General features: G+C 74.1%; 9 protein-coding genes. 4 read left to right on the forward strand and 5 right to left on the reverse strand.

What is annotated here, in order from left to right:
• Nucleotides 1-68: 68 nt before the first annotated feature.
• A complete protein-coding gene (locus ACJ6WD_RS34140) occupies nt 69-3281 on the reverse strand; it encodes a lantibiotic dehydratase (RefSeq protein ID WP_407617179.1) in 3213 nt (1070 codons plus the stop codon).
• A 319-nt stretch (nt 3282-3600) separates the two neighbouring features.
• Between ACJ6WD_RS34140 and lspA the strand changes: the two genes are divergently transcribed.
• Nucleotides 3601-4158 carry a signal peptidase II gene (gene lspA, locus ACJ6WD_RS34145; protein ID WP_376555151.1) on the forward strand — a complete coding sequence of 186 codons (558 nt, stop codon included), beginning with the start codon at nt 3601-3603 and terminating at the stop codon, nt 4156-4158.
• Between the two features lie 179 nt (nt 4159-4337).
• Entirely contained in the window at nt 4338-5207 is an 870-nt protein-coding gene (locus ACJ6WD_RS34150; RefSeq protein ID WP_407617180.1) for a dienelactone hydrolase family protein, read from the forward strand.
• 89 nt (nt 5208-5296) lie between these two features.
• Here the strand turns inward: ACJ6WD_RS34150 and ACJ6WD_RS34155 are convergent, their stop codons facing one another.
• The 4 genes from ACJ6WD_RS34155 to ACJ6WD_RS34170 form a co-directional block, all read right to left on the reverse strand.
• Nucleotides 5297-6031, reverse strand: coding sequence for a hypothetical protein (locus tag ACJ6WD_RS34155; RefSeq protein WP_407617181.1), 735 nt, complete (start codon nt 6029-6031; stop codon nt 5297-5299).
• 249 nt (nt 6032-6280) lie between these two features.
• Nucleotides 6281-6544 carry a DUF6207 family protein gene (locus ACJ6WD_RS34160; protein WP_233661339.1) on the reverse strand — a complete coding sequence of 88 codons (264 nt, stop codon included), beginning with the start codon at nt 6542-6544 and terminating at the stop codon, nt 6281-6283.
• Nucleotides 6545-6675: 131 nt separating this feature from the next.
• A complete protein-coding gene (locus ACJ6WD_RS34165) occupies nt 6676-8496 on the reverse strand; it encodes an ABC transporter ATP-binding protein (RefSeq protein ID WP_407617182.1) in 1821 nt (606 codons plus the stop codon).
• Nucleotides 8474-10228, reverse strand: a complete 1755-nt coding sequence (locus ACJ6WD_RS34170) for an ABC transporter ATP-binding protein (RefSeq protein WP_407617183.1) — start codon at nt 10226-10228, stop codon at nt 8474-8476. The genes ACJ6WD_RS34165 and ACJ6WD_RS34170 overlap by 23 nt, the downstream gene beginning before the upstream one ends.
• A gap of 301 nt (nt 10229-10529) precedes the next feature.
• Here ACJ6WD_RS34170 and ACJ6WD_RS34175 point away from each other — a divergent pair, with 301 nt between their 5' ends.
• Both ACJ6WD_RS34175 and ACJ6WD_RS34180 read left to right on the forward strand, forming a co-directional pair.
• Nucleotides 10530-11564: a GDP-mannose 4,6-dehydratase gene (locus tag ACJ6WD_RS34175; protein ID WP_233661336.1), complete on the forward strand. Its 1035-nt coding sequence runs from the start codon at nt 10530-10532 to the stop codon at nt 11562-11564.
• Between the two features lie 178 nt (nt 11565-11742).
• Nucleotides 11743-15830, forward strand: a 4088-nt coding sequence (locus ACJ6WD_RS34180; protein ID WP_407617184.1) for a type I polyketide synthase, incomplete at its 3' end; no start/stop codon positions are given.

The following is a 15830-nucleotide window of genomic DNA, read 5'->3' on the forward strand; positions in this document are numbered from 1 at the left end:
GTGGCCGGCGTGCCGTTCCCAGGTCGGGAACGCTAGCAGCTACCGGCCGGACGGGAGCCGTGGACCGGTCACCGGCCCTGCCTCCTGCGGTCGGAGTGCGCCGCGGCCGCACCGCGGGCCACCGCGTGGGCCAGGCGCGCGGACTCCGGGTCGAGACCGACCAGCCGGTTGTGGTGCGCCTGGAGGAGCCCCCGCAGCACCTGGTCCGGGTGGCTCCAGGAGCGCTGGCCCAGTCCGCGCAGCAGCCGGCCGTAACGCGACGCCTGTTCTCCGCGGCGGAGCCACGCGGTGCGCAACACGTCCCCGGCGGCGGCCGGCCCCGGGACACTGCGGTAGGGGTCGACCAGGGACAGCACCTGCCGCCGGCGCTCCCGGAAGGCGCGGTACGCCTCGTCGTCCCTCGGCACGGACCGCAACAACCAGTCCGCACCCGCGCGGTGCCCGCCGTCCGGTACGGAGCCCGCGGAGCCGTCGTCGTGGAAGGCGCGCGCGAGGTCGGCGAGGCCCGCGGCGGCCAGCAGCAGCGGCTCGGCACCGTCCTGCCGGGCGAACCTGCGGCGCAGGTGCTCCACCACGGTCACGCTGTCGGCGTGGAAGACCCGCTCGGCGGCCGCGATCGCCTCCGGCCCGCCGTACCGCTCCAGCTCCGGGTCGTAGGCGTCACAGACCACCCGGCCGAGCAGACCGTCGGCGCGCAGCCGACCGGTGGTGTCGTGCAGCCGCGGCAGCAGCCGCCCCGCCAACACCTCGGGCGGCGCGTGGAACCGGAGCCTGAGGTGTGCCCCGTACGCATCGCGGCGGCGCTCGAAGAACCACCGGTCCACCTCCGCCGGGAGCTGCTCCAGCAGCCCCGGCAGATGGCCGACGAGCAACTCCTCGTGCCGTTCGGCCGGGGCGTACCACGCGGCGGAGAGCCATTCCCCGCCAGGCAGGTGCACGCCGGCCGTGGCGCGTGGCGCAACGTGGCGCCGGGCCGCGGGCGGTGCCGGGGCCGGCCGGTCCACGCCCCGGGCCAGGCGCAGGGGGAGGACGACCTCGGCGTGGTGGGCGCCGTCCGGGCCGCGCAGCCAACCGTCCGGGTGGCCCGCGGCATCGGCCGGCACCTCGTGCAGTTCGACCTGGCCGGACCGCAACAACTCGTGCCGCAGCAGCGCCGGATGTCCGGGCAGCGACAGGTCGACCTGGATGCCCCGGTCCCGCCGTCCCACCCACAGCCGTCCGGGGGCCCGCCACCGCTCCCGCCACTGCTGCCAGGCATCCCACCACTGCGCGAACGGCAGCCTGGCGTCGAGGAGTTCGGGGGCGGGCCGCCACCGTGCCGGCGCGAGCACGGTCCGCCCGTAACGCACCCGCGGCAGGTACGGCAGCACGTCGGCCGCGCCCCAGTCCCAGGCACGCCAGGGACGGGCGCCGCCCTCGGCGAGCTCGGCGGCGAAGCGCGCCACGTCGGGCAGGTCCCCCTGCGGGGTGAGGAGGTGGAAGACGGCCGGGTCGACGGGCCGGCCGGTCGCGGAGTCCACCAGGCGCAGCCGGTCCGGTTCGGCGCGGACGGCGAGCCGGCGCGGGTCCAGCACGCCGGGGTCGTCCGGATCGGCGAAGCACCCCACCGGCAGGAGGCGGTCCAGCCACTGCGGGACCTGCGCCGCATCGCCGTGCCGGGCGTGCCCGGGCCGGAACGTCACCTGGGCGCGCAACGCTCCGTCCGGCGCCCCGCCCCGCACCAGGGTGCCCAACTCGGCGCCCGAACGATCGTCGAGGAGGTGGCCGAACCTCCCGAACACGGCCCCCGCCGGCCCGGCAGTGCCGGTCAGCACCAGGCCGAACTGCCCGTCGGACAGCGCCTCGGCGGACGCGGCGAGCAGCCGGGCGTGCAGGGCCAAGGACGCCGGTGGCCGCCCGTCGTCGCGGGCCAGGCGGCGCACCGCGGGGTGGTCGTCCGTCAACACCACCTCGCAACCGCCGTCCAACAGTGCCTGTTGGGCCAACTCGGCCAGGGTCCGGTCCCGCTCCGGGTCGGCCTCCTCCGCCCGGCCCGGCCGGGGGGTGCCGGGCCGCCGGTAGCCGGCCGGCGCGCCCAGTCCCACGTCCGGGTCGAGCGCCTCCAGCACCGGGACGACGCGATCGGTCCCGTAGCGCTCCACGAACGCCTCGCGGTACTCGCGCAGCCGCCGGGGCTCGGACCGGCGCGGGCCCAACCGCCACGACAACTCCGCCGCCCGCGCGGCCTCCTCGACCACCGCGCCGGGAAGCCGCACCTCGACGTCCAGGACGAGGTCCACGCGGAGCGGGGACGGCCGGTCGCACAACCGCCGCATCCGACCGTGCACCCGCTCCAGCGCGGCGCTCCCACCCCCGACCTCCGAGGCCGCGTAGCCCGACAACTCTCCCTCGATCATGCGGAGTTCGGCGAGCTCCGGAAGGTGTGCGTCGGGCACGCCCGCGCAGGCCCGCAGTACGTGCCGCAACGGGTCGGCGGCCTCCAGCGGCGGGCGGGCCTCGGTCAGCAGGATGTCCTTGGCGACCAGTTCGCCGAGCGTCGCGTACACCGTCTCCTCGGTGGCGCCGGGGAAGCGCTGCCGCAGCGCGCGGGCCAACTCGGCTCCTCGCAGGGGCCGGTGGGCGAGTTCCCGCACGGCCTGCACCACCACGGTGTTGCGCACGCTCACCTCCCGGACCGCGCGCCGGTCCCCGGCGTCGTCCGCGATGGCGCCCTCGGGGCCGTCCGACGGCGCCGACTGCGGTGCGTACGGCAGGACCAACCGGCCACCACGCTCGGTGCACAGGGCGTTGACGACCACGCGCAGGTGGCGCAGCACGCCCGGGCGCCGTTCCCAGTCTGCGACGACGGTGGCCAACCACTCCCGGTCCGGGCGGACCGCGCGGCGGTGGGCGCCGCCCCAGTGCACCTTCGCCGCCGTCCCGTCGGTGGCGCACCGCACCGGTGCGACCCCCGCCATCAGTCCGCACGACGTGGGGCGGGTGCTCATCCGCAGTCGGGCGGCGGCCAACGCCTCCACCGAGCGCCGGAGCCTGACCGGTCCGACGTCCGGCGCGCCGTCGAGCACGCGCCGCACGACCTCGGACAGCGCGGAACCGGCCACCGACACCGCCTCCCGGACCAGCGGGTCGGCCGCCAGGGCACGTAAGGATCCGGCCGGGTCGGCGGCCTCGTCGGGGTCGTGGCCGGGGTGCGTCCGGGCGTCCCCCGCGCGGCACGACGGGAGGACCGGGGCCCGCACCAGAGCGAAGCCGACACCGCGGAACAGGCACTCACCGGACACGAGCGACTTCCCCTCACTTCCCGGTTCCCCGGACGCCGGCATCCCGCGCCCGGGGCCGTCCGCGGACCCTACGTGACGCACCGTTTACTTGTATATGAACGAGAATTCTCGTGGTCCGCGCGGACGACGGTACCCGGATCCGGCCGAGGCGCTCACGGTCGACGCGCGGCCGCCCGGCGCCTGGCGGGGCGCGGCGCACCGCGGCCCGCGGATCGGGACGTCCCCAGCCGCGTTCACACGTAAGGTGGACTGCCCCCGAGGGGGTGGACTGGAACAACGAGCAACGGGGTGAAGCACGTTGACGCACGAGAACGGGGCCATGGACGAGACCGCGACGGATGAGGGGGCGGCGGTGGGCACGGGGCGGCGACGCACCCCGCTCCTCCTGGCCATCGCCGTCTTCGTCTACGCGGTCGATCTGGGCAGCAAGCTCCTCGTCGTGGAGAAGTTGGAGTACCACGCGCCGGTTCCGGTGCTCGGCACGTGGCTGGAACTCCGCGTGGTGCGCAACTCCGGTGCCGCCTTCGGCCTGGGCGGGGCGATGACCCTGGTGTTCACGCTGATCGCGGCGGCCGTCGCGGTGGCGATCGTGCGCCTGGCGCGCAGGCTCCACAGCGCCCCGTGGGCCATCGCACTGGGACTCCTGCTCGGCGGCGCCCTCGGCAACCTCACGGACCGGGTCTTCCGTGCGCCCGGCGGCCTGCGGGGCGCGGTCGTCGACTTCCTCGCCGTGCGCGACTTCAGCGTGATGAACCTCGCCGACTGGGCGATCGTCGGCGGCGGCGTCCTGATCGTCTACTGCTCGTTCCGCGGCTGGGAGTTGGGCGGCGCCGGCGGCACGACGGGCGAGGCGTCCGTCGGGACCGCGCGGCCGTGAGGCGGTGCGGTCCGGGAGCACCGGCCCGGTGGTCCTGCCGGTTGACCCGTGGGTAATATCGCGCGCAGCACCACACACCGGATCGCGCAGGGCACCGGACGGGGCGGAGCGCGGCGCCTCGGCCCGCAGGCACCAGCCGACCGGTCCCGAGCCGTCATCCGTCACCAGGGTGGTATCCCATGGCAGATCATGACCTGACCGGCTTCGACCGGGAGACCTTCACCCACGACGGCGTCACGCGCCGCATCCTCCGGCGCGGCACCGGCCCCGCCGTCATCGTGATCGCGGAGATTCCCGGCATCACGCCGAAGGTGCTCGCCTTCGCCGAACGGGTGGCCGCCATCGGCTGCACCGCGGTCCTCCCGGTGCTCTTCGGCACCCCGGGCCGCGATCCCGATCCGGGCAACGTCGGGCGGCGGAAGGCCGGCCAGTACCTCGCCGCGTCGCTGCGGAAGGTCTGCGTGAGCCGGGAGTTCACGGTGTTGGCCACCGGGCGGTCCTCGCCCGTGGTGACGTGGCTGCGGGCCCTGGCAGCGGACGAGCACGAGCGCTGCGGAGGGCCCGGCGTGGGAGCCGTCGGCATGTGCCTGACCGGCGGTTTCGCCCTCGGGATGGCGGTCGACGACCGGCTGCTGGCGCCCGTGCTGTCCCAGCCGTCGATGCCGTTCCCGCTGACCAGGAGCCGGGCCGCCGGCATCGACATCTCCGCCGCGGACCTGGCCACCGTGCGGGGCCGTTGCGCGCGCGAGGGCCTCCAGGTGCTGGGGCTGCGGTTCCGCAGTGACCGCCTGGTGCCGGACGACCGGTTCGCCTTCCTGCGCCGCGAACTGGGCGACGCCTTCGTCGCGGTCGAACTCCCCGACTCGGCGGCGAACCCGAACGCCGCGAAGGCGCCGCACTCCGTGCTGACCGAGCACCTCATCGACGAACCGGGTCAGCCGACCCGCGCGGCCCTGGACCAGGTGCTGGACCTCTTCCGCACCCGCCTCCTGGACGAACCCGGTGCCACGCCCTCGGAGGCCACGGCCACGCCGTCCGAGGAGCGCTAGGCGGCCTCCGACGGCCGGCCGGCACCACGGGCACGGGGCGGCTCCCGGGCGTGGGAACTGCGCGAGCCGCCCCGTCGACGTGTGGGGCGTCAGGTCACGTCCGACCAGGCGTCCTCCACCAGGGCCGCCACCTGATCGGGGCTGGTGCGGAGGTCCCCGCTGATGTTCCCGACGGTGACGGTCAGGCCCTCCTTGGTGCGCTGGCAGTGGTCGACGTTCACCGAGTCCGGGCGGGGTGTCTGGCCCGCCGGCGTCGGCTGGTTCACTATCAGGCAGGCGACGTCACCCACCGTGCGGACCTCGCGCATGGGTCTGACCAGTCCGAGGGCCGCCGCGTCCTGATAGGGGACGAACGGCGCCGGACTCCCGCCGCGCACCGCGCTGACCAGGACGGTGGTGGACGCGTCGTCCCGTTGCGCGTAGGTGCGGACGGCTGCCCCGGCACCCCCGTACGCACGGGACAGCAAGTGGGTGCTCTCCGCATCGGACTTGGCGATCCGCTGTGCGGTCTGGTCCGCGCCGCGACTGCCGGAGCGGCGCGCGGCTCCCTGGAATTCCACGAAGTTGCCCAGGGTGGCGGGGAGCGCCAGTTTGCTGGTGGAGGTCGGCCCCACTCCGCTGCCCCCGGCGGCGTCGTCGCCGTCCGCGAGGGTCAGCCAGGTGGTGCCCACTGCCGCAGCGCCGACCACCAAGCCGGCCAGTCCAGCGGCCCAGGGCCGGGTCCGCAGGGCGCGCGGAGCGGCCGGTCGGTCCGGCTGCGCCGGGGAGTGCGGCCGATCGGTGTCGGCGGGGTGTCCGGCAGCGCCGAAGTCCTCAGTCGTCATGGGCATCATGGTGCCCGTGGTGCGGGGCCGGTACGGCGCCCTTCCGGGAAATGGCCGGATGCCGGGAAACGTGGTGACCCGGGTGCCTGCGCGTGGCGGCTCGGACCGACAGCGTGTCCGGGGCGACCGCCGCTGTTCGTGGTGCGTGCCGCGGGAGGCGTCGGCGGCACCCGATGTGGATCGTGGGGTGGGCGCCCTCGCGGTCGGGGTGGTGGTCCTGCTCGTCCGCACCGCGGTGGCGGGGCCGGCCTACTTGCCGTGCGTGCGGTACTTCCGGCGCGATCCGGGCAGTGGATGCACCTCCTCGGTCGCCGCGGGACGGTGCCGCAGGTCCAGATAGGCGCGGACGGAGACGCCCGGGCGGCCCGGCGTCTGCCAGGGTGCGGAGGGGCCGCTGGAACGCCACAGGCGCCCCAGCTCGGCCGCGGCAAGGGTTGCGGTGGCTTCGTCGGCGGCGGTGACGTCGATGACGACCATCCCGGGCTCGCTGACATGTTCCTCGTGGATATGCACAGTTCTGTATGACCCATTTCGCCCGGCGTCGTAAGGAGAAGCCGGCAGGGTTCATCCGAACGTGGTCAAGGCGTGGTGTGAGTTGACCGTGGGGCGCAGGCTGACGGGGGAGGACCCGTGGGGTGCGCGGGTCAACTGGTGGCCACGTTGGCAGCGGTCGTCGGGTGGGTCCTGGCGGCGTGCAGCCGGGCGTAGAGGCCCCGGGCGCGCAGGAGTTCGTCGTGCGTGCCCCGTTCGACGATGCGGCCGCCGTCCATCACGACGATCAGGTCAGCGTCGCGGATCGTGGACAGGCGGTGCGCGATCACGAAGCTGGTCCGGCCGGCCCGCAGGGAGTTCATGGCGCGCTGGATCAGGACCTCGGTGCGGGTGTCCACCGAGCTGGTGGCCTCGTCCAGGACCAGGACGGCCGGCCGGGCGAGGAACGCCCGGGCCACCGTGAGCAACTGCTTCTCGCCGGCGCTGACGGTCGAGGACTCGTCGTCCAGGACGGTGTCGTAACCCTGGGGCAGGGTGCGGACGAAGCGGTCGGCGCAGGTCGCCTCGGCCGCGGCGACCACGTCCGCGCGGCAGGCCCCGGGCGCGCCGTACGCGATGTTCTCCGCGATCGTGCCGCCGAACAACCAGGTGTCCTGGAGGACCAGTCCGAAACGGGAGCGCAGGTCGGCCCGGGTCATCGTGGCGGTGTCGGTGCCGTCCAGGAGGATGCGGCCGGAGTCCGGCTCGTAGAACCGCATCAGGAGGTTGCCGAGGGTGGTCTTGCCGGCGCCGGTCGGGCCGACGATCGCCACGGTGCTGCCCGGTTCCACGGTCAGCGAGAGGTGCTCGATGAGGGGCGTGTCGGGGGAGTAGCGGAAGGACACGTCGGCGAACTCGACCCGGCCCTCGGCGCGGGCCGGTGCGTCGGGCCGGAGCGGGTCGGCCGCCTGCTGCGGAGCGTCGAGCAGGGTGAAGACGCGCTGGGCGGAGGCGATGCCGGACTGGAGCCGGCCGGCCACCGAGGCGATCTCCACGACCGGCTGGCTGAACTGGCGCGCGTAGAGGATGAACGCCTGGACGTCACCGAGCGTCAGGGAGCCGCTGACCACCTTCCAGGCGCCGACGACGGCCACCAGCACGTAGCCCAGGTTCGCGACGAACATCATGACCGGTTCCATGGCGCCGGAGGCGAACTGCGCCTTGGCGGCGGCCCGGTGCACCGCGTCGTTGCAGGCGTCGAAGCGCCGCTCGGCCGCCGCGCGCCGGTCGAACCCCTTGATCAGCGCGTGTCCGGAGCACACCTCCTCGACGTGGGCGTTGAGCGCCCCGTTGGCGGACCACTGCGCGGCGTAGTGGGGTTGGGCGCGCTTGCTGATCCGGGCCGCGAGCAGCGCCGAGACCGGCACGCTGAGCAGCATCACCGCGGCGAGCACCGGTGAGATGACCAGCATCAGCACCAGCATCGTCAGCAGCGAGAAGACCGCGGTGATCAGCTCGGCAAGGGTCTGCTGGAGGGTCTGCTGGAGGTTGTCGATGTCGTTGGTGGTGCGGCTGAGCAGCTCACCGGCCGGCTCCCGGTCGAAGTGGCGCAACGGCAACCGCGTCAACTTCTCCCGTGCGTGGCGGCGCAGGTCGTGGATGGTGCGCCACACCGCGGACGCCACCAGCCGGCCCTGGGCCAACAGGAACAGCGACGCCACCAGGTAGAGCGCCAGCAGGACCAGCAGCAGCCGGCCGACCGCACCGGTGTCGACGCCGGGCGCCGGACCCGGGCCGCCACCGAGCACGCCGTCGGCGATCAGGTCGGTGACCCGGCCCAGCAGCAGTGGCCCGAACGCGTTGAGCACGATCCCGGCGACGCCCGTCACCAGGGCGAGCGCCACGGCGCGGCGCTGCGGCCGCAACAGGCCGACGAGCCGACGGACCGGCCGGGGCGCCGCGGGCTGCTCCTCAGGGACGTCCGGCGCGGCCATGGGCGGCTTCCTCCTCGGTGAGCTGCGAGAGCACGATCTCGCGGTACGTCGGGCTGGTGCGCAGCAGCACGTCGTGGCTGCCCTGGGCGACGATCCGCCCGCGGTCGAGGACGACGATTCGGTCCGCCTCGTGGGTGGCCGAGACCCGCTGTGCGACGGTGAGCACCGTCGCGCCCGCGGTGTACGGCACCAGCGCCGCCCGCAGCGCGGCCTCGGTCGCCTGGTCGAGGGCCGAGAAGCAGTCGTCGAAGAGGTAGACGTCCGGGCGGCGCAGCAGCGCCCGGGCGAGGGACAGCCGCTGGCGCTGGCCGCCGGAGACGTTGCCGCCGCCCTGGGTGATCGCGGCGTCGAGGCCGTCCGGCATCCGTGCCACGAAATCGGCGGCCTGGGCCACCCGCAGCACCTCCCACAGCTCGGTGTCGGTGGCGTCCGGCCGCCCGAAGCGCAGGTTGTCGGCGACCGTGCCGGAGAACAGGTACGGCCGTTGCGGGACGAAGCCCACGGTGGCGGCGAGCATGCCGGGGGCCAGCTCACGGACGTCGGTGCCGCCGATCCGCACGGTGCCCTCGGTCGCGTCGGACAGGCGCAGCACGAGGTTCAGCAGGGTCGTCTTGCCGCTGCCGGTGCTGCCGAGCACCACGACCCGTTCGCCCGGTTCGACGGTCAGGTCGACGTCCCGTAGGACGGCCTCCTCGGCGCCCGGGTAGCGGAACCCGGCGCCGTGCAGGGCGATCCGGCCGGCGGGGCCCCGCACCGGCTGCGGCGCGGCGGGCGGGGCCACGCTCGGCGCGGTGTCCAGGACCTCCGCGATCCGGTCGGCGCAGACCCTGGCCCGGGGCACCGAGAGGAAGACGAAGGCGAGCATCACCACGGACATCAGGATCAGCGACAGGTAGCTGAGGAACGCGCTGAGCGCACCGATCGGCATGCTGCCGGCGTCGATCCGTCGGGCACCGGTCCACAGCAGGGCGACGGTGAACCCGTTCATGATCAGCAGCACCACCGGCAACATCGTCGCGATGAGCCGGCCCACCCGCTGGGACAGGGCCAGGAACGCGTCGTTGGTCTGCGCGAAGCGGTCGAGTTCGTGGTCGTCGCGGACGAAGGACCGCACCACCCGCACCCCGGTGATCGCCTCGCGCAACAGCCGCCCCAGCCGGTCCAGGGTCACCTGCATCCGTGCGTACAGGCTGCCCATCCGGGCCAGCAGCAGACCGAAACAGACCGCCACCACCAGCACCAGCGCCACCAGCAGCAGCGCCAGCGGCACGTCCTGACGCAGCGCCAGCAGCACGCTGCCCAGACACATCAGCGGGGCGCAGACGACGATGCCGAATCCGGACTGGGCGAGGTTCTGCACCTGTTGCACGTCGTTCACGGCACGGGTGAGCAGCGACGGCGTGCCGAACCGCCCGACCTCGCGGGCGGAGAAGTCCAGGATGCGGCGGAACACCGCGGACCGCAGGTCGCGGCCCATCGCCGTCGAGGTCCGCGCCGCCAACGCCGCCGCCCCGAGCGCCGCCGCGATCTGCACCACGGCCACCGCCACCATCACCGCCCCCAGCTCGGCCACCCGATCGCGGTCGGCGCGCACCACGCCCTGGTCGATGAGCGCGGCACCCAGCGTCGGCAGCAGCAACGTGCCGAGGATCTGGACGAGTTGGAGGGCGACGAGGGCGGTGGTGGCCCCCGCGTAGGGGCGCAACTGCGCCCGCAGGAGTCTCAGCAGCACGGAGGAACACCCCGGTTGACGGCGGCGCCGGGCCGCTCGGTGGTGGACGCGGTCGGCCGTTCCGCCGACCCACGTCATTGCACCGCATTCCGCACCGAAATCTCACTAGTGTTGGCGACGACGGCGCACTCCTGACGGTCCGGAACTCGGGAATTCCCTAAAAACTCCGGGATGCGTTGACAGCGTCTTCCGCGGCTTGCGAGCGTGCCGGTATCTATCGTCCGGACTGCGTATTCGACGCCAGGTCGTGGCCGAGCTCCAGGGTTTGGACGGTCTCTTTCGTGATCGAGAAGGGTTGGCCATGTCCAAACGAGCGCTGATCACCGGAATCACCGGCCAGGACGGCTCCTATCTCGCGGAGCACCTGCTGTCGCGGGGCTACCAGGTGTGGGGTCTGATCCGCGGCCAGGCGAACCCCCGCAAGTCCCGTGTCAGCCGGCTCGCCACCGAACTGAACTTCATCGACGGCGACCTGATGGACCAGGGGAGCCTGGTCTCCGCGGTCGACGGCGTGCAGCCCGACGAGGTCTACAACCTCGGCGCGATCTCGTTCGTCCCGATGTCCTGGCAGCAGGCGGAACTCGTCACCGAGGTCAACGGCATGGGCGTGCTGCGGATGCTGGAGGCCATCCGCATGGTCAGCGGCCTGTCCACCTCCCGCACCGCCAACCCGCGCGGTCAGATCCGCTTCTACCAGGCGTCCTCCTCGGAGATGTTCGGCAAGGCGGCGGAGACCCCGCAGCGCGAGACCACGCTCTTCCATCCGCGCAGCCCGTACGGCGCGGCCAAGGCGTACGGGCACTACATCACCCGCAACTACCGCGAGTCCTTCGGCATGTACGCGGTCTCCGGGATGCTCTTCAACCACGAGTCCCCGCGCCGCGGCCAGGAGTTCGTCACCCGCAAGATCTCCCTCGCGGTCGCCCGCATCAAGCACGGCCTCCAGGACAAGCTCTCCCTGGGCAACCTCGACGCGGTCCGCGACTGGGGCTACGCCGGCGACTACGTCCGCGCCATGCACCTGATGCTCCAGCAGGACGCCGGCGACGACTACGTCATCGGCACCGGCCAGATGCACTCGGTGCGCGACGCGGTCCGGCTCGCCTTCGAACACGTCGGCCTGAACTGGCAGGACCACGTCGTCATCGACCCCGACCTGGTGCGGCCCGCCGAGGTCGAGGTGCTGTGCGCCGACAGCGCCAAGGCCCGCGACCGCCTCGGCTGGAAACCGGACGTCGATTTCCCCGCCCTCATGCGCATGATGGTCGATTCCGACCTGGCGCAGGTTTCCCGCGAAAACCAATACGCCGACCTCCTGCTCACCGCCAACTGGTAATAGGGCCAGGCTTTCGAACACTAGGGGATTCCCGCGGGAATTCCGACGACACTCGCCACATGGATTCTCCCGGTGAGTGGCGAATCCAGGTGGCGATCCGACCTCCCGCCCGAATGCTGCGGAGAAGTCGGACGCCATTCACGTGCGGCCGTCGGCTGTCGAGATGGGTTGAGTTGAGATGGACAACGAACAAAAACTCCGGGACTACCTCAAGCTTGCGACGGCCGACCTTCGACGCACCCGGCGGCGGGTCAGCGAGCTGGAATCGGCGGCCCAGGAACCGGTGGCCATCATCGGCATGACCTGCCGCTACCCCGGAGGCGTCCGCAGCCCCGAAGACCTCTGGCGACTGGTCGCGGCCGGCGAACACGGCGTCAGCCCGTTCCCCACCGACCGCGGCTGGGACCTGGAGGCACTCGCAACCGCACCGACCGCAGCCGGCGGATTCCTGCACGACGCCCCCGACTTCGACGCGGAGTTCTTCGGCATCTCGCCGCGCGAGGCGGTCGCCATGGACCCGCAGCAGCGCGTCGTCCTGGAATCCGCCTGGGAGGCGTTCGAACGCGCCGGCATCGACCCGACGTCCGTGAAGGGCAGCCGCACCGGCGTCTTCATCGGCGCCATGGCGCAGGACTACCGGGTCGGCCCCGCCGACGGCGCCGAGGGCTTCCAACTCACCGGCAACACCGGCAGCGTGCTGTCCGGCCGCATCTCCTACACCTTCGGCACGGTCGGCCCCGCCGTCACCGTCGACACCGCCTGCTCCTCCTCGCTCGTCGCCGTCCACCTGGCCACCCAGGCACTGCGGGCCGGCGAGTGCACCCTCGCCCTGGCCGGCGGCGTCACCATCATGTCCGGCCCCGGCACCTTCATCGAGATGGGCCGCCAGGGCGGACTGTCCGCGGACGGTCGCTGCCGCTCCTTCGGCGACACCGCCGACGGCACCGGCTGGGCCGAGGGCGTCGGCATCCTCGTCCTGGAACGCCTCTCCGACGCCGTCCGCAACGGCCACGAGGTCCTCGCCGTCGTCCGCGGCACCGCCGTCAACCAGGACGGCGCCTCCAACGGCCTGACCGCCCCCAACGGCCCCTCCCAGCAGCAGGTCATCCAACAGGCCCTGGTCAACGCCCGACTGACCGCCGGGGACGTCGACGTCGTCGAGGCGCACGGCACCGGCACCACCCTGGGCGACCCCGTCGAGGCCCAGGCACTGCTCGCCACCTACGGCCAGAACCGCCCCGCGGACCGGCCGCTGCTGCTCGGCTCGGTCAAGTCCAACCTCAGCCACACCCAGGCCGCCGCCGGCGTCGCCGGCGTCATCAAGATGGTGCTGGCGATGCGGCACGGCGTGCTGCCCCGCACCCTGCACGCCGAGGAACCCACCCGGCACGTCGACTGGTCGCAGGGCGCGGTGCGCCTGCTCACCGACCCCACCGACTGGCCCGCCACCGGCGCCCCGCGCCGCGCCGCCGTCTCCTCCTTCGGCATCAGCGGCACCAACGCCCACACCATCATCGAGCAGGCCCCCGAGGCACCGCCCGAGGAGCCCGGGACGCCCCACGCCCCGGCCGGCACCGACACTACGCCGACCACCGCCCCCGTGACGCCGGGCACCGTCCCGGTCCTGCTCTCCGGCCGCACCCCCGACGCCCTGCGCGGCCAGGCCGCGGCCCTGCGCGCCGCCCTCGACGACGCCCCGCACGCCGACCTGCTCGACGTCGCCCACTCCCTCGCCACCACCCGCGCCGGCTTCGAACACCGCGCCGTGCTGCTCGCCGCCGACCGCACGGCGCTCACCGACGGCCTCGCCGCGCTCGCCGAAGACGACGACGCGACCACCGCCCCCGCTCCGGTCACCGGCACCGCCCGCGCCGAGACCCGCCTCGCCGTCCTCCTCACCGGCCAGGGCGCCCAACGCCTCGGCACGGGACGGGAACTCGCCGCCCGCTTCCCGGCGTTCGCCACCGCCCTCGACGAGGCCCTGGACGCCTTCGCCCCGCACCTCGACCGCCCCCTGCGCGACGTGCTGTGGGGCACCGACGCGGCCCTGCTCGACCGCACCGCCTACGCCCAACCCGCCCTCTTCGCCGTCGAAGTCGCGCTCTACCGGCTCGTCGAGTCCTTCGGCCTCCGCCCCGACCACCTCGCCGGCCACTCCGTCGGCGAGATCACCGCCGCCCACCTCGCCGGCGTCCTCACCCTGGACGACGCCGCCACCCTCGTCGCCGCCCGCGGCCGCCTGATGCAGGCCCTGCCCGACGGCGGCACGATGATCGCCGTCCAGGCACCGGAAGCCGCCGTCGTCCCGCTGCTCGCCGGCCACGAGGACCAGGTGTCCGTCGCCGCCGTCAACGGCCCCTCCGCCGTCGTGCTCTCCGGCGACGACCGCACCGTCACCGACCTCGCCGAACGGCTCGCGGCCGACGGTCACCGGACCCGGCGACTGCGCGTCTCGCACGCCTTCCACTCGCCGCTCATGGAGCCGATGCTGGCGGCGTTCCGGACCGTCGTCGAGGGCCTCACCCTCCACCCGCCGCTGCTGCCGGTCGTGTCGAACCTGACCGGCAAGCCCGCCACCGTCGCCCAACTCACCTCCGTCGACTACTGGGTCGGCCACGTCCGGCACGCCGTCCGCTTCGCCGACGGCATCGACTGGCTCGCCCGGCACGGCACCACCGCCTTCCTCGAACTCGGCCCCGACGGCGTGCTGACCGCGATGGCCCGGGACTGCCTGGACGCCGCCGCCTCCGACGCCGTCACCATGCCCGCCCTGCGCGCCGGCCGCCCCGAGGAACACGCCCTCACCAGCGCTCTGGCCGACCTGCACGTGCACGGCACCGCCCTCGACTGGACCGGCTACTTCGCCGGCACCGGCGCCCGCCGCACCGACCTGCCCACCTACGCCTTCCAGCGCCGCCGCTACTGGCCCAAGGCCCTCCAGGGCGCCGCCGCCGACCTGCGCTCCGTCGGCCTCGGCGCCGCCCACCACCCGCTGCTGTCCGCCGCCGTCTCCCTCGCCGACGCCGGTGGCGTGCTCCTCACCGGCCGCCTCTCCCGGCAGACCCACCCCTGGCTCGCCGACCACACCGTCCGCGGCACCACCCTGCTGCCCGGCACCGCCCTCCTCGAACTCGCCGTCCGGGCCGGCGACGAGGTCGGCTGCGACCGCGTCGAAGAACTCACCCTCGCCGCACCGCTGCTCCTGCCCGAGCACGGCGGCGTCCAGGTCCAGCTGTGGATCGGCACCCCCGACGCCACCGGCCGACGCACCGTCAACGTCTACGCGCGCCCCGACTCCGGCGACGACACCCCGTGGACCGCCCACGCCACCGGCGTCCTCACCACCGCCGACACCGCCGACACCGCCCCCGCCGGCGACACGCAGCCCGCCCTCGACACCACCCAGTGGCCCCCGGCCGACGCCGAACCACTGTCCCTCGACGGTCACTACGACCGGCTCGCCGACGCCGGATTCGCCTACGGCCCCGCCTTCCGGGGCCTGCGCGCCGCCTGGCGCCTGGACGGGGCCGTCTACGCCGAGGTCGTCCTGCCGGAGACCGCCCGGCCCGACGCCGAGGCGTTCGGCCTCCACCCCGCGCTGCTCGACGCCGCCCTGCACGCCACCGCCCTCACCGGCCTCGGCGAACGCGGGCGCGGCGGCCTGCCGTTCTCCTGGGAGGGCGTCGCCCTGCACGCGAGCGGCGCCACCACCCTGCGCGTCCGCCTGACCCCGACCGCCGACGACGCCCTCGCCCTCGCGGTCGCCGACGACACCGGGGCCCCCGTGCTCCACGTCGACTCGCTCGTCCTGCGCGGCGTCGCCGACCAGCAGCTCGACACCGCCGCCGCGCTCGCCCGGGACGCCCTCTTCCGCCTCGACTGGACGCCCGTCCGCCCGTCCGCCACCACGCCCGACGCGGTGGCCCTCGTCGGCCGCGACCCCTTCGGACTGCGGACCCACCCGGCCCTCACCCACACCACCGGCCACCCGGACCTCGCCGCGCTCGCCGCGGCCGAAGGCCCGGCCCCGACCATCGTCCTGCTGTCCCTCGCCGGCCTCGCCGCTCCGGGCACCGAAGGCGATGCAACGGACCCAGCAGGGGCCGCGCACCGCTGCGCCACCGAAGCGCTCGCCGCCGTGCAGACCTGGCTCACCCGCCCCGAACGCCTGGCCGCCGCCCGCCTGGTCTTCGTGACCCGGGGCGCGACGACCGGGCACGACGTGGCCGCTGCCGCGGTGTGGGGCCTGGTGCGTTCGGCCCAGTC

The organism is Streptomyces sp. VTCC 41912, assembly GCF_045799175.1.
In the GTDB taxonomy this organism is placed as follows: domain Bacteria; phylum Actinomycetota; class Actinomycetes; order Streptomycetales; family Streptomycetaceae; genus Streptomyces; species Streptomyces albulus_C.

Excerpts from the sequence above, each read along its gene's own strand:
- lspA (WP_376555151.1), top strand. The coding sequence starts at position 3,601 with ATGGACGAGACCGCGACGGATGAGGGGGCGGCGGTGGGCACGGGGCGG.
- ACJ6WD_RS34150 (WP_407617180.1), top strand. The coding sequence starts at position 4,338 with ATGGCAGATCATGACCTGACCGGCTTCGACCGGGAGACCTTCACCCAC.
- ACJ6WD_RS34155 (WP_407617181.1), bottom strand. The coding sequence starts at position 6,031 with ATGACGACTGAGGACTTCGGCGCTGCCGGACACCCCGCCGACACCGAT.
- ACJ6WD_RS34165 (WP_407617182.1), bottom strand. The coding sequence starts at position 8,496 with ATGGCCGCGCCGGACGTCCCTGAGGAGCAGCCCGCGGCGCCCCGGCCG.
- ACJ6WD_RS34175 (WP_233661336.1), top strand. The coding sequence starts at position 10,530 with ATGTCCAAACGAGCGCTGATCACCGGAATCACCGGCCAGGACGGCTCC.